Source organism: Nonomuraea sp. H19, assembly GCF_052068215.1.
In the GTDB taxonomy this organism is placed as follows: Bacteria; Actinomycetota; Actinomycetes; order Streptosporangiales; family Streptosporangiaceae; genus Nonomuraea.
In genome coordinates, this window is sequence record NZ_JBQHCV010000033.1 from 79,822 (window position 1) to 104,952 (window position 25,131).

Consider the following 25,131-nt stretch of genomic DNA (forward strand, 5'->3'; position numbering starts at 1 on the left):
ACAGCGGCTTGGGGTAGCCGGCGTCGGGTGTCCGGTAGTCCTTGGTGAAGTAGCGGACGTAGTAGCGGTCCCCTGTGCCGAAGACCTTGAGCCGCAGGCCCTCGCGCCGGACGGTCAGCACGAGGCCCTCGCCGGTGGTGAGCCGCCATTGCGGCGCGGCGCCCGTCACCCCGGTGAGGGTGAGGCCGTGCTCGCGCAGGACGGCCTGCGCCGCGGGCGTGACCCGGCCGGCGTCCAGATCGGGCTGGTGCTCGGCCGGCAGGTCGAACAGCAGGCCGCCGACGCCGCCGAGCGCCTGCTCAGCCGCCTGGACCAAGCCGCACGACGCATCGGCGCCGACGGCACCCGTGAGCGCCGCCACCGCGCCTACGCCATCGAACGAGCCGCCTGGGCCTGGTGGCTGGCCGAACACGAGTGGATGCGCACCCGCGGCAAACCCCGCAAAGGCCAGCGGCACATACCCGGGCAACGCCGCCTCATCCTCGCCGGTGCCCCCGCTCACGCCAACCGCGACCGCTATCCTCGCGACCGCCACGGCCGGGCCGACCACCGCGCCGCCCGAGCCCACCTGCTGGCCACCCACACGACGGCCGCCTGACCCGCTCGCCGAGTTCGGGGACGATACGAATTCCGGCGAGCGCCGGGCACTCGAAGGCTCCCACCTGCCAATTCCTGCGGTTATCTTTGGTGGCTCTCAGTCGTGCAGCAAGTACTTCAAGTAGTGTGAGCGGCTACTTGACGCACAGTACCTGGGGGTCCGTACGGCATGTTGGGCAGGTCGGCGGTGTGGCGTCCCGCTCGAGGTAGCGGATCGCCACGCGGGCGCCATGGGTGGCGAGCACCCGGCTGATCGCCGTGCCGATGCCGCCCGCCCCTGCGGCGGCCAGGACGTTCTGGCCGGCCAGGCCGGGGTCGATCGCGTCAGGAGACCTTGGACGAGGCTGCCGCCCAGGTGTTGCAGGAGGCCGGGTCGGCGGTGCGGAAACCGGCCTTGACCCATCGCTTGCGGTTGGCGGCCTTGCCGTACTCGGCGGAGTCGCGGTAGAAGGACGACGCGACCCTCTCCCAGTCCCGCGCGGTCTTGCCCGGCAGCGGCCAGACGCTCTTGGTGAAGGCCGCGCCCAGGCATTCGACCTGCTGGTACATGCGCCGCCCCTGCTCGAGGTGCTCGGCCTTGCTGCCGGCTCTGAGGTCCTCGCCGGCGTCGTAGAGACCGGCCTGCTTCTGCACGTGGTAACCGTACGTGACGGCGATCGTGTTGAAGAGATCGAGGCCGGTAATTGGCCCGAGGAGCCAGTACTTGCCGATCTTGAAGGACAGCGTGCGGTCCCAGTCGCAGTACCACACCGTGGACGACTGGATCGTCTCGCCGTCCTCGGACGCGCAGTAGTTCTTGGGCAGGCGGGTCACGTACCGCACCTTGACCGGCTCATAGGGCAGGCCGGCCTTCTTCAGGTGCTGTCCCCACGTGTTCTCCAGGCAGCGCAGGGCCTCGTTGATGTAGGTACGGGCCTCGGCGGGCGTCATGGGCTCGTCCGGCAGGTCGTTACAGGTCGTGGTGGGCAGCGGCCCGGCCTGGTACAACGCGTTCTTGACGAGCACGGGGTTCTTCACGGGATACGCCGAGGCGTGCGCGGCCGCCGTGACGGTCAAGGGGGTGAGGAGGGCGCAGGCGAGTGCCGCGATCTTGAGGGGCTTCACGATGGGTGAGAATAGGGCTTGCGGGGTTGGAGCGCCATATCGGTACCGGCCTGGAGCTGGAGCCATTGATCCGCGACGCACGCCGCCCGCCGGACGAAACGGCTAAGCCCTCACCGGTGGACCATCGGCTCAGGATCGTTCTCGTGCGGGCTTTCCACATCTGACCCATGCGGATCTGCCGCGATCCGGGCGCTAGCCCACGTCCACCGATTACTCATCGTGAGTAGCGGACCTGGGTCGTCGGGCCGGCCGCCATCGCAGCGTCCCGAATGCTTCGCGCCCCCGACCTCTGCACATTTGGCGTACCCGACTCCGCACCGGAATCCGTACGCCGACACCGGGCTGAGTTCGGTCAACTTGGCCTACGTGAAAGAAGAGATCATCATCCTCTGACCTGCTGGAAGGGTCCGACAACCCTAGATAACGATGGGATCACCCGAAGGGGAGCGGAGGGGTCCGGAATCCCCGTGCAACGCAAGCTCAGTTGGTTGCCGTACGTCGGGCCTGCCGCCGCCGTTCGGGCGTGGACACCAGCACGGCGGCGGCGCCGGCGCCGCGCTTCGGTGGGTGCCCGGTGGTGCGGGATGTCCCGGCGGCAGCAGCGTGGACTCATCCCCTGGCGTCCCGACCGAAACCCGCACACTTTGCTCCGTTCCGCGTGCTCGGGCAAGCGCCACGCCGCGATCCACCGCTGACCTGCACGAAGATCCAGAGCGTCACAAGATGTTACGGTAACCCCGGCTCACCGGTCCGTTCCTACTCGGAGGCCAACACCCCGAAGACAGGTAGAGCGGCGCTACGCCTCGTACACCCGGGTCAGCAGCTCCATCAGCTGTTGGCCTTCCGCCGCGCTGAGCGGCGCCAGCAGCTCGGCGTTGGCCCGCTCCGCCAGCTCCGCGCACCGCTCCAGGGTCCGCACGCCCGCCGGGGTCACCGTCACTGCGTTCTTGCGGCGGTCCCGCGGATCGGGTTCCCGCGCCGCCAGCCCGGCTTCCTCCAGGTGGTTGAGCAGGAGGACCACGTCCTTCGCGTCGAACCCCAGTCGGCGCACCAAATCCGCCTGGGCGACAGGCCCGTACTCGGACACTGCCGCGAGCACGGCGTGATGCGGCAGCTTCAGCCCTTCCTCGGCGAATGCCTCAGCGACCAGGCTCCGGCCGCGCGCCGCTACCCGACCGGTCAGCCAGCTTGGCAGTGACTGGATGTGTGCCAGGGCACGCAGGCGTTCGGTGCGAGTCATGGAAGCAGGCTATCCCGAAGTCATTGGACTTCCCAATGACCTTCCTCTACGCTGACAATCCATTGGAAATTCCAACGATTTTGAGCCTGTGTCACACCCGGAGGTGTCCATGCGTCGTGTGCGCTATGAGGTCAACGGCGGCCCCGAGGTTCTCTTCGCCGAGGAGGTCCCCGTTCCAGAGCCCGGCCCGGGTGAACTGCTCGTACGTACCGAAGCGGTCGGAGTCACGCTCCCCGTCGTACGAAAGGTGCGCGAGGGCACCGAGCCCGGCCCGCTCGGCGGCGAGGTAGCAGGCGCCGTCGCCGCCGTCGGTGAAGGCGTCACCAGTTTTGCCGTGGGCGACCGCGTCACCGGTCTCTGCTTCTCCCACGCCTATGCCGAACTGACCCTCATCCACCACGCGATGGCCTCCCGCATTCCCGACCGGGCGACCGCCGTCGATGCCGTGGCCCTGGTCCGCAGCGGCCTGGTGGCGCGCGGCGCCTACGAGGCCGGCCGCCCCCGCCCCAGCGACGCCGTCCTGGTTACCGCAGCGGCCAGTGCGGTCGGCACCCTCGCCTTGCAGTACGCGAAGGCAGGCGGAGCCTCCCGCGTAGTCGCGGCCATCAGCAGCGCGGACAAGGCGGAGTTCGTTCGCGCCCTCGGCGCCGACGAGGTCGTGCTCTACGGGGACGAGTCCTGGGGCGATCCCGCTGACATCGTCATCGACGGGGTCGGCGGAGAACTCCTCAGCCCCGCGGTGCGCGCCCTGGCCCCCGGCGGCCGACTGGTCGCCTTCAGCTCGGGGGGCGGCACAATCGACGCGTACGAGCTACTGGTCCGGGGCGCCTCGGTCATCGGCTTCCAGATGGCGGCCATCGCACGGGGCAAGCCCGAAGTGTACGCGCGCTGGCTCGACGAGCTGTGGCAACTGCACCGCAACCGCACGCTGCGCCCCCACGTATTCGCTGAAATCCCGCTCGCCGAAGCAGCGCGCGCCCACGAGATCATCGAGTCCCGCCGCAACCTCGGCAAGGTCGTCCTGGTCCCCGAGAGGGTCCCGGTAGTAACGGCGAAGAAAACAACGGATACGCAGGTCAGCAACCAGTCTTCCAGGATGTGATCCAAGGTCTTCACGGGTGCTCCGACCTGCGTATCCGTCGAAAATTTCCCCAGTACTACCAGGACCCCTAGAAAGCCCAGAGTTCCCGCGAACCCAAGGGTCGACGTCGAACGGTTGGGGTGGTCTGGGTGGTTATGCACCCTTGGGTTCGTCGGAACCGGGGACCGTGTACGGCCAAAACGGTCCCAGCGGCGCCGGGCAGCGCCCTGGACGCAGCGACGGCGGCCGGTGTGCCTGAGCTGATGTACTGAGCCGCCCCCGCGTGAGCAGGTGTTCTCTGTCGGGGCGATACTCGGCACTGGACCGAGATGCCCAGGCCAGGGCCGGCACGCGACTCCTCGGCTTCATCGCTACTGCAAAAACCTCAGCGACAAGGCCCTCCGCTCCCGAACCTGTCCCCAGCCGCCAGGTAGCTAATCAACGGGGGTTGTCCGGGACGGTCCTGGCGAGGCGAAGCGAGATAGGTACGGCTCTTCTCGAGTGAGATCGCGAGTCAGCGTGGAGGTCCGGCGCACGATCAAGAAGCACGGTGCGCCGGTACCGAAACCGACCGCGCGCCTCGAGCGCAAGAAGGCCCAGGCCTGCCAGTCCCCGGCCGACGCCGCATCTCTGAGATCACGTCAGGTGGCCTCGGGCGGGGTGAACTGTGCGGCGAACGGACTGATCGGCTCAAATGCTTCAACAGCCCCGCCCGCTACGTCTGCAACCCTGGGCTTATACACGCAGCTTTGCCAGGCGGTCGGCGGCCTCATGGGGTGTCATGTCGGCGCCCCGCTGGTAGGCGGTGTCGTAGTCGGTACGCCCGAGCCGTTCCGCGAGCACCTCCGCGAGGCGGCGCAGTTCGGTGTCGCCGTGGTCGAAGGTGCCGCGGATCGCCTGGCTCAGGCCGAGCGCGGTGGTCGCGCCGGCCGGATCGCCCTCCAGGAACAGCAGCCTTGCCAGGAGGTGAGCGGCCGAGGGGGCGTCCATGTTCTGCTGTGCTACTTGGACGGCGCGGGGCAGTAGTTCGCGTGCGCGTACGGTGTCCCCGGCGGCGAGCAGATTGGCCACCCGGGCAGGGAGCACCCGATCGGCGGTGATCCCGGGCGACAGGGTCAGCTCGCGGGTGAGCGTCTGTATGCGATCGAGCTCTTGATCGGCGCGTTCGACCTCGCCGGCGCGGCGGTACAGCTCTGCCGAGGCGCCAAGGACCTCGATCTCCAGCACCGGCTGGCCACGCCGCCAGGCGACTCGTTCGGCGGTTGCGATGTCGTGCCTGGCGCCTGTCAGGTCGCCGGCGCGCATGCGTTCAGTGGCCAGCCCGAGCCGGGTGGAGACCTCATCTTGCGAGCCGAGGTCGCTGGCGATGGCGATGCTGTGCTCGTAGGCGGTGATCGCCTGGTCGTGGTCTCCGGCGATGGCGTGGATCTGCGCCAGGCCGTACAGCGCCTTGGCCGCCCACCACCGATCGCCCGTCTCCTCGAACAGGCGCAGTGCCGTGGTCATCGCGGTCGCGGAGCTCTCCCGGTCGCCCTGTTCGCGATGGCGCATGGCTTCGATCATGAAGGTGCAGGCGATCGCCCAGCGGTCCGAGCCGCCGCGTACCCGGGCGATCTCCTGATCGAGCAGCTCATCCAGCCCGACTACGGCCGCCATCACCAGCACGATCGTCAGCAGCATCGGATAGCGGCGCAGCGCGCCCGTGCGCGCGCAGTCGTCGATGAGCGCGCGCAGCCGCTCGGGGTCGGTGATCGGCCCGCCCTCGACGCCCACCAGGTGGATCGCGGTGAACGCGGCCCGGGCGTCCGCGGGCAGCGCGTCGCCGAACTCGGCTACCTTGGCGACGTAGGCGTCGGCCCGAGCGTCGTAGCGGAGCATGACCCAGTACCAGTACAGCGGTCCGAGAATCCGGGCGGCGGCCGAGGCGTCGCCGCTGTCGATGGCCGTTTGCAGGGCGTATGTCAGGTTGTCGTATTCGGCCTGGAACACCCACAGCGACTCCGCCTGCTTGTCCGAGCGCAACAGCGGCTCGTGTGCTTCGGCCAGGTCGGCGAAGTGCCGTGTGAGCCTGTGCAGGACGGCTTCGCGTTCCCCCGTGAGCCGGAGTTTGTCCGCCGCGTGGGCCCGGATGGTTTCCAGCATCCGGTATCCGTCGCCGGCCCGCTCCACGATGGACTTGTCGACCAGAGAGCCCAGGAGGTAGACGACTTCGTCCGGGGAAAGCGCCCCCTCCGAATCGGCGCAAACTGCCTCGATCACGGCGACACCCGTCTGCGCCGGAAATATCGATATCCGAGCGGCCAGTGTGCGCTCTTGTGAGGTGAGGAGGTCCCAGCTCCATTCGATGACCGCAAGGAGGGTCTGCTGGCGGGGCTGGGCGGTCCGGTTGCCGGTGCTGAGCAGCCGGAACCGGTCATCCAGCCGCCGGGCGATCTGCTCGGCGCTCATGGTCCGCAGGCGCGCTGCGGCCAGCTCCAGTGCCAGCGGCAGTCCGTCCAACCGGCGCACGATGTCCACGACCGGTCGTGCGGTGGGCGCATCCAGTGCGAAGCCGGGCCGTACGGCTGCCGCCCGATCGAGGAACAGCCGCACCGCGGCCGATGCGGAGGCACGAACGGGATCCGCGTGCGCCGGAGGGAGGTCGAGCGGACCCAGGCGGCACAACGTCTCCCCCATGACCTCCAGCGGCTCCCGGCTCGTGGCCAGGATGATCAGGTCCGGCCGGCGCTCCAGCAGATGCCCGGCGAACTCCGCGACGGCTCCGGAGATCTGTTCGCAGTTGTCCAGCACCAGCACGCCCTCACCACCAGCGAGCAGGTTGACCACCCGCTCCAGCGGCGTGCCAGACGGCTGGGCATCGGCGACGCTGAGCGTGCCCAGCACCGCCTCCGGCAGCCCGTCGGCCGTGTCCACCGCGGCCAGGGAAACGAGCCAGACCCGGCCGCGCTGATGGGCCCGATGCCGGCTCACCGCCTCCACGGCCAGCCGGGTCTTGCCCACTCCTCCCGGGCCCACGACGGTGACCAGCCGGGAGGTCTCCAGCAAGCCGGTCAGCAACCTTAACTCTTCCTCCCGGCCGACGAAGCTGGTCAGCCGGGCCGGCAGACGTCCTCGTACCGCCTGCGGTCGAGCTTGTTCCGCCTGGAGGGTCTCCCGCTCACCCCGAAGCACGGCGAGGTGCGCCTTACGCAGCTCCTCGGAGGGGTCGACGCCAAGCTCCTCGGCAAGCGTCTCGCGGACCTTCTCGAACACGGCCAGCGCATCGGACTGGCGGCCCACCGCATGCAACGCCCGCATCCGCAGCCCGGCCAGCCGTTCCCGCAACGGATGGGCCGCGGCCGCCGCCTCCACATCCGCCAGGATCTCGCCGTGGTGGCCAAGCCGCAGCTCCGCCTCGAAGCGGTCTTCGACGGCCCCGACGCGCAGCTCGTCCAGGCGCGCGCCAGCCGTTCCGGCAAACGGGATGTCGCGCACGTCGGCCAGCGCCTCTCCCCGCCACAGCGCCAGCGCCTCCTCCAGCAGCGAGGCCGCCCGCTGCACGTCGCCTGCGGCCAGTTCGCGCCTGCCTCGCCTTGCCAGCTCCTCGAACCGGGCCGCGTTGACCTGCTCGGCGCGTACGTGCAGGCGATATCCGCCGGCCACCCTCTCCACCACCCCGGCCTCGCCCAGGGCCTTGCGCAGCCGATGTACCAGCGCGTGCAACGCGTTGACGGTGTCGCCGGACGCGCGTTCGCCCCACAGGGCGTCGAGCAGCGCATCGACGGACACCACTTCGCCCGCGGCCAGAGCCAGCCTGGCCAGCAGCGCGCGAACCCTGGTGCCGCCCAGGTCGATCGGCGCGCCATCGTCGGCATACGCCAGAACCGGCCCCAACACCTCAATGCGCATGCTCGCCAGGTTACCGATCAAGCACTGCCTTACAGCCGGCCGGTGTGGCTAGAAGCGGGATATAAGCCGCCTGTCAGAGCTGCCGGACATCGTTGAAAACATCGGAGGAACCACCCGGAAGGCAGTGCGATGGCAATGAATGAGAACGTCCAGCAGGTACTCGACTGGACGGTGGCCGAGATCGACATTCCCGGCATCGTCGCCGAGGTCAAGGACGGTGATCGGACCTGGTTCGGCACCGCCGGCGTGGCCGACATCAAGACCGGTTCCCCGCGCGTGCCGGGCGAGTACTTTCACGCCGGCAGCAGCGGCAAGGCCTTCACCGCCGCGACGCTTCTGGCCTTGGAGGCCGAGGGCAGCCTCAGCCTCGACGACACGGTCAACGCCCACCTGCCCGGCGTGCTGGACGCAGGCGGCTACGACGGCGACAAGATCACCATCAGGCACCTGCTCAGCAACACCAGCGGCCTGTTCGCCACCGGCCTGGCCCCGGAGGTCAGCCACCGCTACGCCACCCGCTCCGGGTTCGACCGGCATCGCTTCGACACCTTCAGCACCGAGGAACTGCTGCGGGTGGCGGTGTCCCAGCCGCCGGTCGGTGCGCCCGGCGAACGCTTCGAGTACGCCAACGGCGGCTTCTACATCGCCGGCGCGATCATCGAGAAGGTCACCGGCAACAGCTACGCCGACGAGGTCGACCGACGGGTCGTCCAGCCGCTCGGCCTGACCCACACCCGCGTGCGCCCCACCACCGAGACCGGATACCCCACTCCGCACCCGCGAGGCTACTCCAACCTGTTCTTCAAGGACGGCGCCGACCCAGCCACGCTCACCCCGGCGAACTGGCAATCACTGATGGAGGAGCCCGGCCTGCCGCCCCTGGACGTCACCGAGCTCAACTCCTCCCTGGGCTACGCGGCCGGCAACGTCGTCTCCACTACGACGGACATGATCCGCTTCTTCAACGCGATGACCACCGGCAGCCTGCTGCCGCCCGCACAGCACCGGCAGATGTGGACCACCGTCTCCACCGAGGGCAGCTACTGGATGCCGCACACCCGCTACGGCCTGGGCCTGTTCGAGTTCGACGAGCAGGCGACCGGCGGCCGGACGCTGCGCGGCATCGGCGGCAGCTTCTGGGGCTCCTATTTCTTCGCGGTCGGCACCCCCGACGGCCGGCACACCGTCGCCGTGCACACCAACACCGAGTGGAAGTCCTGGGACCCCATGTTCAAAGTCATCGAAGCGGAGTTCGGCGTTTCCATCGGTGCGTAAGCACGCCGCCCGCCACCGACCCCCGCTGAAAGTGAACCACCCATGGATACCTTTGACACACCGGAGCCGATCGTCGCCGCCTTGTCATTCACCGTGGCCACGTCCGGGGGCCCGGCTGCCCTCACCACCGCCCACGGCCAGATCAAGGTCGGCGAGAGCATCGGCGCCACCGTGATCGGCAACGGCGCCGGGAACGTCACGGTGGACCGGGCAGAAGACGGCCTGCGCGTGACCGTCGAGCAAGGCGCCGTCAAGGTCGGCGCGATGACGCGCGGACGCGCCGATCTGGACGTCGGCACCGGGACGATCAACGTCGGAATCCCGAACGGCACCGCCGTACTGGCGGACGCCAAGACCGCGCTCGGCAGGGTCCACGACAACCTGGGCGACGACTCCGAGGTCTCCGACGGCAACACCGTCGAGCTCCACGCCCACGTCACCCAGGGCGACATCCTGCTCCACCGTGTCACCAGCTGACTCACGTATTCCCCTACACCAACACTCCACCTGTATGAATGGCGATCGACCCATGACCAAGATCCTCCGCACCACCACCACCTGCCTGCTCGCCGCCGCAGTCGCCGTGACCGTAAGCACGTCGTCGGCGGCGGCCGGCGACCACGCCGACCGCACCGACGACCACGCCCGGCTCCAGCAGGTGCTTGACCGAGCCGTGGCCGACGGCATGCCTGGCGCCATGGCTGAAGTCCGTGACGGCCGCAGGTCATGGTTCGGTACGGCAGGCGTGGCTGACACCGACACCGGCCTCAAGCGCCGCCGGCAGGAGCACTTCCGGGCCGGCAGCACCACCAAGACGTTCGTCGCGGTCGTGGTGTTGAAGCTGGCGGCCGAGGGCCGGCTGAGCCTCGACGACACCGTGGACAAGTGGCTGCCTGGCGTGGTGCAGGGCAACGGCCACGACGGCAGCAAGATCACCATCAGGCAACTGCTCAACCACACCAGCGGCATCTTCCCCTACACCTCGGATGCGGACCTGGCGACCGAACAGTGGAGCACCGCCTTCCTCAAGACCCGTTTCACCAGCTACCGTCCCGAGCAACTGGTGAAGACAGCCATGCGTAACCCGCCCTCCTTCGCGCCTGGTAAGGGGTGGGGCTACTCCAACACCAACTACACGCTCGCCGGGATGATCATCGAGAAGGTCACCGGCAGGTCCTACGCCCAGGAGATCACACGGCGCATCATCCGCCCGCTCGGCCTGACTAGAACGTATCTGCCGGGCGAAGGCACGAAGCTGCGCCGTCCGCACGCGCAGCACTACGTCAAGTTCCTGGTCGGCGAGGACACCACCACCCCCTACGACCTCACCGGCATGAACGCCTCCTGGGCCGGGGCAGCCGGCAGCATCGTCTCGACCATGAGCGACCTGCACACCTTCTATCGGGCAGTGCTGAGCGGCCGCTTGCTGCCGCCCGCGCAGCAAAAGGAGATGTTCACCACCGTCTCCACCAAGGGCGTGCAGTGGATCGACAACACCGCCTACGGGCTCGGCGTCTTCTCCCAGAAGCTGTCCTGCGGCGTGACGGTCTGGGGCAACGGCGGCAGGATCCACGGCTCCTGGACGTACGCGATGGGCACCCGAGACGGCAAGCACATGGTCGCCACCAACATCAACGGCGACTGGGGCAACCCGATCAGCATCCTCACCAAGGAAATGGAAGCGGAGATGTGCCCGCCGACTTCCCGATAACCGCTCGATATCACCTGCTCATCCGGTCTCGCGAGTGCGAGGCCGGATGAGCTCGCGAACCGCATGCAGCTCGGTGCACCCTCTTCCCGGCCATGCCGAACTTGGAGAGCACCGGCGGCACGCAGGTGGGCATCTCCGCGGCGGCGAAGGACAATCACGCCATCGAGGCAAAGAACCGACGCGCTCACCTTCACCACCGCGCCCCTGATGCAAGACGTCGAGGCCGTCGGCCCGGTCCACGTCCCCCTGCACACACGATCCGCCACCCCGCATGCCGACGACTTCGCCAGGCTGCGCGACGTGGACACGCGCGGCCGTTCCGTCAACGTGTACGACGGCATCGCTCGGCTGCGCGAACCGGGCAGCATCCGGGCCGTGGAGGTCACCCTGTGGCCGATGGCTCACCGGCTCCGACGCGGCCACCGCATCCGGCTGCAGGTATCCAGAGGCGCCCATCCGTGTTTCGGCCGTAACCCGGGAACCGGCGAGCCGCTCGCGACGACCGGGACGGACCAGCTCGCCTCGGAGCACGAGATCTTCCACGACTCCGACCATCGCTCAGCCGTCTGGCTGCCCCTCACGAAGGAAACCCCATGAAGCTTCTCGTTCTCGGTGGTACGCACCACGTCGGCCGTGCCGTCGTCGAAGCCGCACTGCAGCGCGGCGACGAGGTGAGCACCCTCAACCGAGGCATCAGCCGCCCACCGGCCCCCCCCCGGGAGTCCGGGCGCGCGCATCGCCGACCGCACCGACACGGCATCGGTGAAGGCCGCACTCGGCGACGGCGAATGGGACGCCGTGACAATGACCTGGATCACGGTCCCGACATCGTCGGGCCTCCTTTCTTGTGACCACTCACAACGTGCGACCTCATGTCACAACCAACCATGTCCCAGTCCCAAAGGGCGCTTGATGGCGTTGTGGCACCTTCTCGGGGTGGCGGAATTGGTTCTAATCCCGACACCCTTCCGGGCTCGAGTGAGTCACGGCCGGCGGCTCAGCCCCGCGGCGCGAACATGATCACCAGGACGCCGGCCAGGCAGACCAGCGCGCCGATGACATCCCAGCGATCGGGCCGGAATCTGTCGATGACCATGCCCCACGCCAGCGATCCGGCGACGAACACCCCACCGTTAGGCATCGGGATCATGGCATGAGCACGGTCCCAGCGCCGGTAAATACGTTGCGGGGTCCAGAACGGGCGGGGCATGCTGGGTCGATCGAGCGGCGGAGAGCGCTGCCTGGACTAAGGAGGGCTGACGGATGGCCATCACTGCGCTGCGGCATGTCCGCATCAGTCCCACCTCTTTGTTCAGGAGCACACCCGTTGTCTTCCGAGTACGAACCCTCTGATAGCTACTCCGACCTCCACTCGCCCCGGTCCGAATTCACCCGTGACGAGTCCCAGCCAGATCCGGCCGCAGCCTTCGTCTTCACGTTCCATTCGGTCGACGAGGAGCTGGGCCCAGATCAGCGGTGGTCCACCTGGCTGGAGGTCGAGCGCGGTTCTCGCGGCCCGGAACCACGCCCCTCGTGGGTTGTGACGGAGCAGGCTGCGATCGACACCGAGCTCGGCGTCCTCAAAACGGGCAAGGAAGCCGACGTCTTCCTGATCGAACGGGCCGTCGAAGCCATCGGCGACAACCCGGCGAAGTCCTCGCTGCTGGCCGCGAAACGGTACCGCTCCGAGGAGCACCGGTCCTTCCACCGCAGCGCGTCGTACGTCGAAGGCCGCCATACCCGCAACAGCCGCGACAGCCGGGCGATGGCGAAGAAGACCTCGCACGGCCGCAGTGTCGCGGCCGGTCAGTGGGCATACGCCGAATGGGACGCCCTCAACCGATTGTGGAAGGCCGGCGTCCCGGTGCCGTATCCCGTGCAGGTGGACGGCACCGAGTTGCTGATGGAGTTCATCGACGACGGCGAGGGCGGTGCCGCGCCCCGGCTCGCCCAGGTCAGGCCGTCGAAGGAGCTGCTCGGTGTGTATTTCGAGCAGCTCCGCGACGGCATGCGTGAACTGGCCCGCGCGGGACTCGCGCACGGCGACCTTTCGCCGTACAACGTCCTCGCGCAGGACGAGCGGATCGTGATGATCGACCTGCCCCAGGTCGTCGACATCGTCGGCAACCCGAAGGGCATGGACTTCCTGATGCGCGACTGCCACAACATGGCCACCTGGTTCACGAACCGTGGGCTCGAGATCGACGAACAGGAGCTGTTTGCCGACCTGCTCACGATGGTGTTCTGATCGCCTTATGCACGACAACACACTCGGACACCGACAGGTCTATCCGGAACCTACAGCGGTGCGGCGAAGTCGGTGACGACCAGTGGCTGACCGAGACCGTGGGCGAGGGGCTGGTGGCAGCCTTTAGTCTGTACCTGGACGGCGCCGCCTGGATCACCCTCCTCCCGGCGAACTGATCAGTGCCCTGAAGGCCGCTGGCTCTCATTCCGGCTCGGGGCCTCGTCGGCTCCTCCTAAGTAGCTCTGCGCAGTGTTCCGATTTCGTCACGCTGCGATCACGTCACAGCGAAGCCCTTTACTACACGGCCTTGCCTTAGGCGAGTGGCTCCGTGGTATCCGGCCACGGAGCCTTCGCGAAAACCCGTTGGCGGACCACAGCGACCGCTGCTACCTTTCTGGAGGCCGTGCGAGAGAACGAGGAGGTGGTACCCGTGAACGCAGTATCGACATGGGTGCTCCCCTCTGGGGTCACGGTCGGGCGATAGGTCGTCCGGGAGCGCCGTTCAAGCGCACTCCCGAAAGGCACGACCTTGCGATTCACTTCTGAACAGCGCCTCGACGACGGCGTCGTCGAACGCGAATTCACCCTCGGTGAGATCCCCGGCATCCTGTGGACGCCCTCATCCGCGTCCGCACCGGTCCCGCTGATCCTGCTCGGCCACCCCCCGCTCGGGCTGCGCAAGATGTACCCCCGGCTGGTGGTGCGGGCCCGGCAGGCCGCGGCGGATGGCTTCGCCGCCGCCACCATCGAGCTCCCCGGGAGCGGTGACCGGCCCCGTTTGGCCGGTGCCGAGCAGGCCGGCGCCGACCTGCGCCGGGCTATGGAGGCCGGCGAGCCGGTCGGTGACGAGATCATCGACGCCCTCATCCTCCCGCTGGTCGACAAGGCGGTCCCGGAATGGCAGGCCACCTTGGACGCCCTCCTGTCGCTGCCCGAGATCGGCGGCCCGGTCGGGTACTCGGGGGGAGTGATCTCCATCGGCATCCGGCTTGCGGTGGTTGAGCCGCGCATCGTGGCCGCCGGCTTCTTCGCCGGGAGTTTCGTGCCTCGCACCATGTTCGAGGAAGCCCGACAGGTCACCATTCCGCTGCATGTCCTGCTGCAGTGGGATGACGAAGGGAACGACAGGCAGGCGGCCCTGGACCTGTTCGACGCCTTCGGCTCCAAGGAGAAAACGCTGCACGCCAACATGGGCGGGCACACCGGTGTCCCGCAGTTCGCAGGGGAGGATGCGGCCGGGTTCTTCGCCCGGCATCTGCGCTAGCCGCAGGCCAGGGCCCGCCGCCAGGCCAGCAGCAGGGGGTAGGCGGCGCCGGCCAGCACGCCGCTCATCGAGGACAAGCCTCGGCCCTCCTCGATAGCGGTGGCCCGCAGATACACAACCGCCCCGACCGGCCGGTACCGGCCGGTCGGGGCGGCGGGCTACTTGCTCATCAGAGAGGAAATCCACAGGCATGAGCAGGAACGCTAGGGCGCTCGGCCAGGGCAAACAGCCGTCGTCACCGAATCGTCGTCAAGATCGACTCTCTAGCGCCAAAACTCCGGTCCGATCCTCCCCGGAGACCACCTTGCTGGGGCTCAGCATCCACGATGTGATCACGAATCGCAATCGTGATCACACACAGCTACGTTGGGGCTGGAGCCAGCTTCGGGAGCGGAGGGCCGTCGAGGTGACGCGCCAGTCTGGTTCGACCCGGTACCCGGGCTTGCGCAGGTCGCCGGAGTACCGGGCGAGCTCCTGCGCGGACGCCTCGGCGTCGTCGGCGCACGCGACCTGGAACGGCCTTCCGTCGCCGGCGCCCTCGACGACGAACCTGCCGTGGCGCTCGCTGAACTCCCGACGCCCCGCCTTGCGCAACACCGTCCGGATGACCTCAGCGTCGCGGTCTCGCGCCGTCCACAACGGGCGACCGCTCGCGCCGTACCGGGGGTTGAACAGCATGGTCATCTGGTCCATGACCATCGTGGTGACGCGGCGACTCGTCCGTACCAGGACCACCCGCCAACGATTTGAGGGAATGTGTTCCCCACGCCCTGAGACCGGCCGCACGTTGTCCTGAGGCAGGTGCTGGATGACTGATTTACACACGGGAGCACTTCGACGGGATCGAGGGCGATGTGCGAAGATCGTCATCTAGCCGCCCGACGCCTCTGACTGGGAGGGACCGTGCTCACGATCGGTCAGCTCGCCGCCCATGCCGGTGTGACGGTGCGGACCGTACGCCACTACCACCAGCGCGGCCTCCTGCCCGAGCCCGCCCGCGACGAGTCCGGCTATCGCAGATACAACGCGCAGGCCGTCGTCGACCTCATAAAGATCAGAACGCTCGCCGACGCCGGTGTCCCCCTCGCCCGCGTCGAGGAGTTGATCGGCGCGAGTCCCGCGGAGTTCGCCGAGTCCATCACCGAGATCGACGCGTCCCTGCTGCAGAAGATCAGTGCGCTCACCGAGCATCGCCGCCGGATCACCAGACTCGCCGCCGGAGACCGGGCTTTTCTGCCCGCCGAGGTCATCGAGCTCCTCGATCTGCTCCGCGGCATCGGCATCAGTGAACGACAGATACGCGTCGAGCGCGACGTCTGGATCCTGCTGACGGCGCTGTCACCGCAGTCGGTATCCGAAGGGGTGAGGACGAAGAAGGAGGTCCTCGCCGACCCCGAGTCCCAGGGCATCTACCTCGCCCTGGACGAAGCCTTCGACTGGCCGCCGAGCGACCCCCGGCTTCCGCGACTCGCCGATCGCATCCTGACCTGGCTCTCCCGCCTCGACCCAGCCGACAGCGAGGACCAGCCGGCGGCCATCGACCTGATCGACGGTCTGATCGACAGCTCCTCACCGGGCATACAGAGGCTCTACACGCTCCTTCGAGACCGGCAGCGCAGCAAGGCTTGACCTTGACCCTGCGTCAGGGGTCCAGCATCGGATCCATGACGACATCACCTCATGCATATGACCGATCCACGCTGGAGACCGATCTGAAGGCCATCCATGCGAAGGGGGTCCCCGGGCTGCTCGCCGCGGCACACACCGGCCGGGAACTGCTCACCGTTGGCTACGGCTCGGCCGATCGCACCTCGGACCGGCCGATCGCCCACGACAGTCACTTCCGGATGGGCAGCACCAGCAAGACGTTCACCGCCACGGTTGTACTCCAGCTCGTGGGCGAGGGTCGGCTCAGCCTCGATGACACCGTCGAGGACTGGCTGCCCGGCGTGGTCCGCGGCAACGGCAACGACGGCACCAAGATCACCGTCAGGCGCCTGCTCCAGCAGACAACCGGGCTCGCGGAATACATCTACGAGATTCCGATCTTCACGGCGAAAGATTTCCTGGAGCACAGGTACGACTCCTACACCTCCGAGGAACTCGTGGCCATCGCCATGCGGCATGAACCGAAGTGGCTGCCCGAACCGGGCGACCAGCGCTGGAGCTACACGAACACCAACTACGTTCTCGCCGGGATGATCATCGAGAAGGTCACCGGCAACCAGCGCGCACAGGAGGTGAGGAGCCGGATCATCCGGCCCCTCGGCCTGGACCACACCTTCGCGCCCGGCGGCGATCCGCGGCTTCCGGACCCGCATCCGAAGGGCTACACCGAGTTCCCGGACAGCGTTGAGCCCGTGGAGACCACGGAGATGAACCTCACCCCGTGCGATGCCGCGGGCGACCTCATCACCACGGCGGCCGACCTCGTGCGGTTCTGGCAGGCCCTGCTCGGGGGCGAGCTCCTCCAGCCCGCGCAGCTCGCCGCGATGAAACAGACCGTTCCCGCCGCCGAATGGGATGTCGTCTGGCCCGGTGCACGCTACGGTCTGGGGATCGGCCAGTTCCAATCTCCGTGTGGCACGTACTGGGGTCACGCCGGAAACACGCCGGGCCACACCGCTCACAGTGGGTTCACCGAGGACGGGCGCCGCGGGATGGTCCTGTTCACCACGTTGTGGATGCCGAACGAGAACGCGCTTCCGATCGAGAAGCTGATCAACGACGCGATGGACCATCTGATGTGTGGTTGAGACGGGTCGTGAGGCCGGGCGGCAGGCCGTTCTGTTCCAGGACCTTCCTGGCCTGCCGGACTCGGCGTGTTAGCTCTGGCCCTCCCGACCCAGCACCCGATAGACGCCGGCCAGGGACGGGTTGCGGCCCTTGTCGATCCCGGCCCGGATGACCAGCTCGCGGGCGATCTCCGGCACCGGCACGCCGCGGGAGCGCAGGCCGCGGGCGTAGGCGATCATGTCGTCGTCGAAAACCTTGGGACGGCCACCGTGGCGGGCCGCCGCCCACCCGGGCCACCAGCCCGCTCCACACCACCACGGCGGTGTGCTCGCCGACCGCGGCCGTCTGCACCGGGATGTTGTGCTGGGCCAGGGCCCGGCACAGCTCGGCGGCCAGCGGGTCGGCGGGCCCGTCGTAGACCGGGTGCAGCCAACGTGATGACAGACCCCATCCAACTCCCCGCCCGATGCTTTCGACAGAGAAATGCAGCCAGGCGGGGGACTCCCCCGCCGTGCGGGCGATCACCTGGCCCCGGCGGCGGAGGGGCTGCGTCCCTGGCGTGTTCAGTAGTCCTGTTCATCGTCTTCGGCTCTGGCATCGCGCAGCGGCCGCAGGTTTCCCGGCGTCTCCGGCCGGGTGAACGGGTAGGTGCCGTGGAAGTTGATGTGCTCCCAGATCAACGGAGTCAGCCGAGCGCGGATCTCCGGGCCGATCACCAGTTGCCCGTCCGCCTGCAGGGCTTTCACAGCGGCGTCGATGTAGAGGCTGTTCCAATAGATGATCGCGTTCAAACCGAGGCCGAGCGCGCCGAGCTGGTCTTCCATGCCCTTCGCATAGCCCTGGCGGAGCTGGCCGAGGTTACCGAAGAAGACGCGCCGGGCCAGGCCGTTGCGGCCCTCGCCGATGTTGAGCTGGGCGCCCATCATCCGCCGGTAGTCCTCCAGGTGCGCCACGTGCAGCAGGTGCATCGACTTGAAGATGCGGCCGTAGTGGGCGAACGCCGCCCCGAGCCCGGTCAGGCGGCCGTCGGCCGACAGCATCCGCAGCAGGTCGTAGGCGCGCACCTGGTTCGTCACCAGGGACCCGGCCACATGCAGCATGTGGGCCCAGTGGTGCCGGATGATCCGAATGTTGATCTTGCGTAGGCCCAGATCGTTGAGGTGCCGGTAGCCGTTGTCGGCCTTGGCGACCGCCTGGTCGGCCAGCCCGGCGTCGACCAGGTCCAGCCGCCACATCTGGGCGTCACCGATGTCGGCGATCCTGGGAGCGAACTGGTAGCCGCAGATCGCGAACAGGCCGAACACGATGTCGCTGTAGGAGGCGGTGTCAGTGGTGACGATGTCGGGCTGCTCGATGGCGTCCAGGCGGTGCAGGGCGTCCAGGATGAACAGGGAGTCCCGCATCGTTCCCGGCACCACCAGACCGCCCAGGCCCATGACCCGGTCGTTGACGACCGCGAGCCAGGTCGAGCCGCGGGAGCGTTTGCCGCGCCCGAAGTAGACCGGGTTCGGCCGGGCATGCAGCGACTTGACCGGGACCACGAACCGCAGCCCGTCGGCGGAGGCGACCAGGCCGCCGCCCCAGTCCTGCACCGCGATCGAGATGTCGCTCTGCGCGGTCACCAGCGTCGCCGACGCCGCGGCGAGGCCCTCGTGGTGGAAGTAGCCCTTCTCCACCCCGCGTAGCCGGCTCAGCGTGAGCGCCGGCTGACCGGCCTTGAGCACGGGGACGAATCCGACGTTGCACGAGCGGGCGACCAGCACGCCGGCCTGGCTGATGTCCAGATCGGGGCGCCGTGCCTCCGACCCCGACAGGTGCGGCATCACCTCCAAGAACCCGGTGTGGCCGTTGACCTCCAGCAGCAGCTCGGGGTAGTCGATGCGCGGCAGCATCGCCTGCACCGCGTCGTGCACCGCCTGGTAGCCGTCCGGCAGCGGCAGCGCCTCCAGCTTCTCCAGGTTCAACCGGCCGCCCTTGACCGTGACGGCCGGGTTGGCCGCGACTTGCTTGTAGGCGGCGTCCAGGTCCTCGGCGAGATCCTTTAGATGCCGGGTCGGGTCCGTCTCCAGGCCGAGCGCGGTCAAGACGCTGTCGCGGTGCACCTGCCATACCGGCTGCGGGATCAGCTTGCCACGCGGATCGCCCCACCGGTCGGCACCGACCGCGTAGACGTCGCGCCGTCGCAGAGCCGCGTGCAGGGCCTCCAGCAGGCAGAAGGTGTAGGCGGCACGGTCCAGCGAGCCGTCGGGCAGGTTCGGGTTGTGATACACCAGCCGCCGCCACGACCCGCTCACCAGGCCGTCGTGCTCGCGCATGTGCTCGACCCCGGCGTACTTGCCGCGCGCCAGCAAGGTGGGCAGGTCTTTGACCGCCTTCACGATCGGCGTCCCGGCCGGGGTGCAGCTCCACGGGATCGCCTGGGCCAGGGAGTCGATGAACGGCCGGACCGTCTTGAACCGGGCGATCAACTCCGCCCGCCACTCCAGATCGTTGTCGTCTTCCTCGCCCGGCACCAGTTCGGCGATCAGATCCAGCGCCGCGGTCAGCCGCTCCTTGGAGATCACCTGCTCGATCCGGCCGACCAGATCCGCCGCCCGCGTCGGCCCCTTCTCGGCCTCCAGCGGCGTCGCATAGACGACCGCGACCGCCGCGGCCAGGTCAGCGGCGGCCTTGCGGAGCCTGGGCAGCGACTGCAGCTTCTGCTCCCGCCCGGCCCGGGCGGCGCGCGACAGCAGCCTGGTCGCCATCAGCACGTCGAACAGCAGCAGCGCGTCGTCCACCGAGGCGCCCTCCAGATGCCAGACCGTCGCCAGCAACGTGGCCGAGCGCCGCATCGCCTCCAACTGCTTGATCTTCGGGGCCTTGGCAGACATCCCGTACGCGGCGAGCTCGGCCAGCTTCACCGGCGCCACCCCCAGGGTGTCCACCGCTCCACCGCCCAGCGCCCACACTGCCTCGACCCGCTCCAGCGCCTTGCCCTGCCCGGTCCCGGCCAACTCATCTGCTGGACGGGGCGGCGTGGGAGGCCATCAGCGAGGATGTGCTCGCCTCGCTGTCGCTGACCGATCCGGTCCAAGCCCATCTGGACGCCAAGCTGCTGGCGCTGGATGCGGCGTGGAAGCAGATGGGCGGCCGACTCGAGGAGGCCGGTGACGACGCCCTGGTGCGGGTGGTCACCCCGGCCGACGGGCACGCCCGGTTGTCGGTGGAAAAGCTTGGCGCGCTGGGTGAGTCGCCGTCGCTGAAGTGGCTGCGCGCGGCCTGCCAGGCGATGCTGCCGCGCATCGACCTGCCCGAGCTGCTGCTGGAGGTGCACTCCTGGACCAGCTTCCTGGACGCCTATGTGCATCTGGCCGACATCTCCACCCGCATGCCCGACCTGCCCCGATCGCTGGCGGCGCTACTGATCAGCGAGGCCTGCAACGTCGGCCTCACCCCGGTGATCAAGGACGGGGATGAGGCGCTGACCCGCGGCCGCCTGTCGCACGTCGACCAGAACTACGTGCGCGCCGAGACCCATGCGGCGGCCAACGCGGTCCTGATCGAGGCCCAGCGCGGTGTGCCGATCGTGAAGCTGTGGGGCGGCGGGCTGCTGGCCTCGGCCGACGGGCTGCGCTTCGTCGTCCCGGTGCAGACGATCAACGCCGCCCCCTCGCCCAAGTACTTCGGCTACAAACGCGGCCTGACCCTCCTCAACGCAGTCAATGATCAAGTGATGGGGATCGGGCAGGTGGTGGTGCCGGGCACGCCGCGCGACTCGCTGTACATCCTGGACTGCCTGATCAACATCGACGCCGGGCCGAAGCCCGAGCTGGTCACCACCGACCAGGCCAGCGACAGCGACATGGTGTTCGGCATCTTCTCCATGCTCGGCTACCGGTTCGCGCCCCGCTTCGCCGACCTGGGCGACCAGCGGTTCTGGCGCGCCGAGCTGCCCGACGGGAGCACGCCGAAGTACGGGCCGCTGGAGGCGATCGCCCGCAACAAGATCAACCGAAGCAAGATCCATGCCCAGTGGGCCGACATGACCCGGGTCGCCGGATCGTTGGTGACCAACCAGGTCCGCGCCTACGACCTGCTGCGCATGTTCGCGCGCAAGGGGCGCCCGACCCCGCTCGGGCAGGCGTTCGCCGAGTACGGCCGGATCGACAAGACCCTGCACCTGCTGTCCATCCTGGATCCGATCGACGACACCTACCGGCGCAAGCTGAACAAGCAGCTCACCGTGCAGGAGTCGCGGCACCGGCTGGCCCGCAAGATCTGCCACGGCAACGGCGGGAAGATCCGCAAGGCCTACCGTGAAGGGCAAGAAGATCAACTGGCTGCGCTGGGGCTGGTGGTCAACGCGGTCGCGCTGTGGAACTCCAAGTACCTGTCGGCCGCGGTCGACCAGCTACGCGCCCACGGCGTGCCGGTCAAAGACGAGGACGCCGCCCGGCTCAGCCCGCTCGGTCACGCCCACCTCAACGTCCTGGGCCGCTATGCCATCGCCTCCTCCGCCCCGGCCGAAGGGCTGCGGCAACTCGGTGAGATCCCCGACGTGCCCGAGGGCGGCGACAGCGTGGACGAGGACGGGGTGTAAAGGCCAGGATCGCGGCCAGCGCCCGTGTCGGAAAGGCTTCCTTGAGCGGTGTCGGGCGAATCGTCCGCCGCGGCGGACGAGCTTGCGCGAGGCTGGCCCTTTGCCGACCTTTCGGGGGATCTGGGGATGGCTGAGCAGATGCACCCGGCGTGGGACGAGATCGTCGACTGATGGGCCGCAATGGCCTGATGTCTGCTATGCCCGAGAAGCTCACCGAGGCCACATCTTCGTCCCGATTCAATGACTACGATCGGATGGCCGAGGGGTACACGAACCATAACGAGACCGGCCTCCAGAACGCCTACTACGAGCGGCCCGCGATGCTGGAGCTCGCCGGGGACGTGACCGGCCGGCGCATGCTCGATTATCTGGGGTGCCGAGAAGGCGTCAGGCATGTCAGGTAACTGGGCTATAGAGGAACGTGCCTGACACGTTATCTGGGGTTGTCAGGCACGTTCGTCACCTGCGAAATCTCGTCAGGGCTCGGTCGTATGCGTTTACGTCAGCGTTGCCGTGATCACGCCACCTCAGGTGGCCTTCGGGCTCGATGCCGTGGGCCGACGAAGGAGGCTCCCGGCGGCGATCGCCCCAGCCCGCGCAGGAGTCCGGGAATGCGTGTCCCTTTGCCCGCGCGAGACCCTTAGTGGTGACGGCCTGGCGAGTCGGCATCAGCACGGGTCGGCGGCGAAGGCGAAGGCCGCGGCTCGATCCCGCAGCAGGGCGGCGAGCTCGGGGGAGTCGATCACCTCGAAGGGCCACCGCACCCAGAGCAGGCCACCGGCGAGGACCTCCAGACGTACGTCGGCGATGCGCCAGTGGGTCGCTGCCTGACCCGTGGCGGTTGTCGTCGGAGCGAAGTCCGCGGCGAAGCCGCCCATGTACGCCTGTACCTGTTCAATCGGGGCGTGGATCAGGATCGTCGCCGTATGTTTCCGAGGCGGAGCGCCGAGCTGGCTGGTGACGAACGCGACCGGGTCGCCTCCGGGGACCTCGCGCGGCTCGAAGCGCACGCCCGTCGCCGATGCTCGCGTGATCCGATCGACGCGCAGCACCCGCCAGCCGCGGTCGAGGTCGCGGCACACGAGGAACCACCGGGTCTGCCGGGGCACCAGGGCGGCAGGTTCGACGTGGCGCGAGGATTCCCGTCCGGTTTCTGCGCCCTCGGTGCTCATCACGCGCAGGTGGACCTGCTCCGCGTCCCGGCACGCCAGCGCCAGGACCGCCAGCACATCGGCGTTCAATGGAGCCGGATACGCGCCGGCCGCTGCGTTCGGTGTGTCGCCGAGGGCGATCGAGGAGCGCAGCGCCCGCACCCGCCGGCGCACCGCCTGGGGCATCACCTGCTCCATCTTGGCCAGAGCGGTGAGCGCGACCTCACCCCCGCCGGCGGCGCCGTTCGCGGCTGACGAAGCGAGGGCCGCGGCCACGGCGAGCGCCTCGTCCGGGGTGAACACCAGCGGCGGCAGGTCGCTGCCCGTGGTCAGCCAGTAGCTGCCGTCAGGGCCGCGGCGTGCCTCGATGTGATAGCCCAGGGCCCGCAGCCGCTCCACGTCCCGCCGTAAGGTGCGGCCGCCGACGCCGAGGCGGTCGGCGAGCTCGCCGCCGCTCCAGGACCGGCGGGCCTGCAGCAGCTCCAGCAGGCGCAGGGCCCGCTCGGTCGTGGTCTGTTCCGGCATGATCCGTGAGTCTAGGAGAAATAGGGACAGAAAATGACCTAAACCTGCTCTAGATTGCAGTTCAAGCCGGACAGGCCGGGCTACTTCCCTAAGGAGAACAATCGTGACCATCCTTGTTACCGGAGCGACCGGTGCCGTCGGTCGTCACCTCGTCGCGACCCTGCTCGCCCGCGGCGCCGCCGTACGTGCGCTGACCCGCAAGCCCGATGACGCGAACCTGCCGGCCGGGGTCGAGGTCGTCGCCGGTGACCTGGCCGATGCCACCACGCTCGGGTCGCAGGTGTTCGACGGTGTCGATCGCGCCTTCGTCTTCCCCGCCGAGGGCGTCGAGGCGTTCGTCACCGCGGCCATCGCGCATGGCGTCCACCGCTTCACCGTGTTGTCCTCCTTGGCTGCCGCGAAGGAGTTCCAGCGTGACCACGGGTCGGCGAGCCAGCTTCACCACAGCGCGGTGGAGGCCGTCGTGACCGGCCGCACCGATGCCTGGACGATCCTGCGGCCCGGCACCTTCGCCAACAACCTGCTCTCCTGGGCCTGGCAGATCCGATCCGGCGCACCGATCCGGGCGCCGTACCTGGCATCGGCGCAGACCCCGATCCACGAGTACGACGTCGCCGAGGCCGCCGCCGAGACCCTGCTCTCCGACGATCATCTGGGTGAGGTGATCCCGCTCACCGGCCCGCAAGCGCTGACCCGCTCCGAGCAGGTGGCCATCATCAGCGAGGCCCTGGGACGGGAGATCCCGCTGGTGGAGATCACACCCGAGGAGTTCCGCACCGAGACCGCACAGTTCATCCCCGAGCCGGTGATGAAGATGCTGCTCGACTACTGGCACGACACCCTCACCGTCCCCGACGTCCCGCGTCCCGCCACCGTGGTGACCGGGCGGCCGGGCCGTACTCTGGCGGAGTGGGCCGCCGACCACCGAGCCGACTTCGAGGCCGCCTGACGGGACCGGGCAGACGCGATGGTCGGGCAGGAGCCTCCGAAACCGAATCCGCTCGACCATGCACGGCGCCGATCGCCGCCCGGCGGGCCCCCCGCCATCTCTGCAGCAAGCCCAGCCAGTTTGCCGATCCAGGCCCTTCTGGGAATCTGTTCACCCAGCATGATCCCAACGCCCGCGATCCCGCCCCTGATCCAAGAGCCGCCGATGACGGAATCGCGACAGCGGCGGGACCGGGACGAACCTACTGCCACATATGACCCCCGGACCGATCCGGGCAGCCTACTTGCCTGACGTGCCTGACAGGCATTCAAGTGGCTGACCAGCAGGTTCACTTGACAACCCCAGATAACGCCCACGCCGGCTGCGGCTCTGGCCCTCTGTTCTTCGAACTGCGCGATCGAGGCGCCCTCGTGACCGGCGTCGACGCGAGTGCGGGGATGCTGGAGATGGCCCGACGGCGGCTGGGGGCCGACGCGGATCAGCTCGCGCTATCCGCGGCATGCGCGGACGGGTTGTCCTTGCGAAAACCATTGGTGCCCGGCTTGCTCCGATGATGGACTGACGTCCCGCCGTGAGTCTGCCGCGTGACGGAGGTAGTGGTTGTGACGGATTATGACGTGCTTGCCGAGGTGTATGAATGGCTCATCTCGGATGCAAAGTTGCCTCCAGCCGAGTTCGCTGCGTCGTTCGATGACGTCCTCAGTCTCCTGCCGTCGAACGCTCACGTCCTCGACTGTTCGTGCGGAACCGGACAGTTGGCGGTTGGCCTCGCCGGTCGTG

General features: G+C 68.5%; 20 protein-coding genes and 2 pseudogenes. 14 read left to right on the forward strand and 8 right to left on the reverse strand.

All coding sequences use genetic code 11. From position 1 onward, the window contains the following. Positions 1-187 precede the first annotated feature (187 nt). A complete protein-coding gene (locus ACTMTI_RS47635; RefSeq protein ID WP_441127490.1) occupies positions 188-598 on the forward strand; it encodes a hypothetical protein in 411 nt (136 codons plus the stop codon). 323 nt (positions 599-921) lie between these two features. Here ACTMTI_RS47635 and ACTMTI_RS47640 read toward each other — a convergent pair whose 3' ends face one another. Both ACTMTI_RS47640 and ACTMTI_RS47645 read right to left on the reverse strand, forming a co-directional pair. Then, entirely contained in the window at positions 922-1,701 is a 780-nt protein-coding gene (locus tag ACTMTI_RS47640; RefSeq protein WP_441127491.1) for a hypothetical protein, read from the reverse strand. A 796-nt stretch (positions 1,702-2,497) separates the two neighbouring features. Then, positions 2,498-2,941 carry a MarR family winged helix-turn-helix transcriptional regulator gene (locus tag ACTMTI_RS47645; RefSeq protein WP_441127492.1) on the reverse strand — a complete coding sequence of 148 codons (444 nt, stop codon included), beginning with the start codon at positions 2,939-2,941 and terminating at the stop codon, positions 2,498-2,500. A gap of 109 nt (positions 2,942-3,050) precedes the next feature. Between ACTMTI_RS47645 and ACTMTI_RS47650 the strand changes: the two genes are divergently transcribed. Next, on the forward strand, positions 3,051-4,043 hold the full coding sequence (locus ACTMTI_RS47650; RefSeq protein WP_441127493.1) for a quinone oxidoreductase family protein: 993 nt from the start codon (positions 3,051-3,053) through the stop codon (positions 4,041-4,043). A gap of 714 nt (positions 4,044-4,757) precedes the next feature. Here the strand turns inward: ACTMTI_RS47650 and ACTMTI_RS47655 are convergent. Next, on the reverse strand, positions 4,758-7,910 hold the full coding sequence (locus ACTMTI_RS47655; RefSeq protein ID WP_441127494.1) for a BTAD domain-containing putative transcriptional regulator: 3,153 nt from the start codon (positions 7,908-7,910) through the stop codon (positions 4,758-4,760). A 129-nt stretch (positions 7,911-8,039) separates the two neighbouring features. Here ACTMTI_RS47655 and ACTMTI_RS47660 point away from each other — a divergent pair, with 129 nt between their 5' ends. From ACTMTI_RS47660 to ACTMTI_RS47675, 4 genes are all read left to right on the forward strand, one after another. Further along, complete coding sequence (locus ACTMTI_RS47660; RefSeq protein WP_441127495.1) at positions 8,040-9,185, forward strand: serine hydrolase domain-containing protein; 1,146 nt, start codon at positions 8,040-8,042, stop codon at positions 9,183-9,185. 42 nt (positions 9,186-9,227) lie between these two features. Continuing rightward, on the forward strand, positions 9,228-9,662 hold the full coding sequence (locus tag ACTMTI_RS47665; RefSeq protein ID WP_441127496.1) for a hypothetical protein: 435 nt from the start codon (positions 9,228-9,230) through the stop codon (positions 9,660-9,662). A 52-nt stretch (positions 9,663-9,714) separates the two neighbouring features. Further along, a complete protein-coding gene (locus ACTMTI_RS47670) occupies positions 9,715-10,896 on the forward strand; it encodes a serine hydrolase domain-containing protein (RefSeq protein ID WP_441127497.1) in 1,182 nt (393 codons plus the stop codon). Between the two features lie 63 nt (positions 10,897-10,959). Next, positions 10,960-11,493, forward strand: a complete 534-nt coding sequence (locus ACTMTI_RS47675; RefSeq protein ID WP_441127498.1) for a CocE/NonD family hydrolase — start codon at positions 10,960-10,962, stop codon at positions 11,491-11,493. Between the two features lie 400 nt (positions 11,494-11,893). Here ACTMTI_RS47675 and ACTMTI_RS47680 read toward each other — a convergent pair. After that, positions 11,894-12,028: pseudogene (locus tag ACTMTI_RS47680) on the reverse strand (YnfA family protein); the annotation flags it as partial. A 153-nt stretch (positions 12,029-12,181) separates the two neighbouring features. Here ACTMTI_RS47680 and ACTMTI_RS47685 point away from each other — a divergent pair. After that, on the forward strand, positions 12,182-13,144 hold the full coding sequence (locus ACTMTI_RS47685) for a serine protein kinase RIO (RefSeq protein WP_441127499.1): 963 nt from the start codon (positions 12,182-12,184) through the stop codon (positions 13,142-13,144). 529 nt (positions 13,145-13,673) lie between these two features. Further along, on the forward strand, positions 13,674-14,408 hold the full coding sequence (locus ACTMTI_RS47690; protein WP_441127500.1) for an alpha/beta hydrolase: 735 nt from the start codon (positions 13,674-13,676) through the stop codon (positions 14,406-14,408). A gap of 351 nt (positions 14,409-14,759) precedes the next feature. Here ACTMTI_RS47690 and ACTMTI_RS47695 read toward each other — a convergent pair whose 3' ends face one another. Further along, entirely contained in the window at positions 14,760-15,143 is a 384-nt protein-coding gene (locus ACTMTI_RS47695; RefSeq protein ID WP_441127501.1) for a hypothetical protein, read from the reverse strand. A gap of 168 nt (positions 15,144-15,311) precedes the next feature. On the opposite strand from ACTMTI_RS47695, the gene ACTMTI_RS47700 reads away from it, so the two are divergent. Both ACTMTI_RS47700 and ACTMTI_RS47705 read left to right on the forward strand, forming a co-directional pair. Beyond that, complete coding sequence (locus ACTMTI_RS47700; RefSeq protein WP_441127502.1) at positions 15,312-16,037, forward strand: MerR family transcriptional regulator; 726 nt, start codon at positions 15,312-15,314, stop codon at positions 16,035-16,037. A gap of 35 nt (positions 16,038-16,072) precedes the next feature. Beyond that, positions 16,073-17,164 carry a serine hydrolase domain-containing protein gene (locus ACTMTI_RS47705; protein WP_441127503.1) on the forward strand — a complete coding sequence of 364 codons (1,092 nt, stop codon included), beginning with the start codon at positions 16,073-16,075 and terminating at the stop codon, positions 17,162-17,164. Positions 17,165-17,233: 69 nt separating this feature from the next. Here the strand turns inward: ACTMTI_RS47705 and ACTMTI_RS47710 are convergent, their stop codons facing one another. Beyond that, positions 17,234-17,383, reverse strand: coding sequence for a hypothetical protein (locus ACTMTI_RS47710; RefSeq protein ID WP_441127504.1), 150 nt, complete (start codon positions 17,381-17,383; stop codon positions 17,234-17,236). 324 nt (positions 17,384-17,707) lie between these two features. Beyond that, positions 17,708-20,140 carry a Tn3 family transposase gene (locus ACTMTI_RS47715; RefSeq protein ID WP_441127505.1) on the reverse strand — a complete coding sequence of 811 codons (2,433 nt, stop codon included), beginning with the start codon at positions 20,138-20,140 and terminating at the stop codon, positions 17,708-17,710. Between ACTMTI_RS47715 and ACTMTI_RS47720 the strand changes: the two are divergent. Continuing rightward, positions 20,140-21,726, forward strand: a pseudogene (locus ACTMTI_RS47720) (transposase); the annotation flags it as partial. The gene ACTMTI_RS47715 and the pseudogene ACTMTI_RS47720 overlap by 1 nt on opposite strands. Before the next feature lie 170 nt (positions 21,727-21,896). Then, on the forward strand, positions 21,897-22,130 hold the full coding sequence (locus ACTMTI_RS47725; RefSeq protein WP_441127506.1) for a hypothetical protein: 234 nt from the start codon (positions 21,897-21,899) through the stop codon (positions 22,128-22,130). 264 nt (positions 22,131-22,394) lie between these two features. Here ACTMTI_RS47725 and ACTMTI_RS47730 read toward each other — a convergent pair whose 3' ends face one another. Continuing rightward, complete coding sequence (locus ACTMTI_RS47730) at positions 22,395-23,402, reverse strand: helix-turn-helix transcriptional regulator (RefSeq protein ID WP_441127507.1); 1,008 nt, start codon at positions 23,400-23,402, stop codon at positions 22,395-22,397. Between the two features lie 103 nt (positions 23,403-23,505). On the opposite strand from ACTMTI_RS47730, the gene ACTMTI_RS47735 reads away from it, so the two are divergent. Continuing rightward, positions 23,506-24,351, forward strand: a complete 846-nt coding sequence (locus ACTMTI_RS47735) for an SDR family oxidoreductase (RefSeq protein WP_441127508.1) — start codon at positions 23,506-23,508, stop codon at positions 24,349-24,351. Positions 24,352-24,662: 311 nt separating this feature from the next. Next, positions 24,663-24,905, forward strand: coding sequence for a class I SAM-dependent methyltransferase (locus ACTMTI_RS47740; RefSeq protein WP_441127509.1), 243 nt, complete (start codon positions 24,663-24,665; stop codon positions 24,903-24,905). Positions 24,906-25,131: the final 226 nt, after the last annotated feature.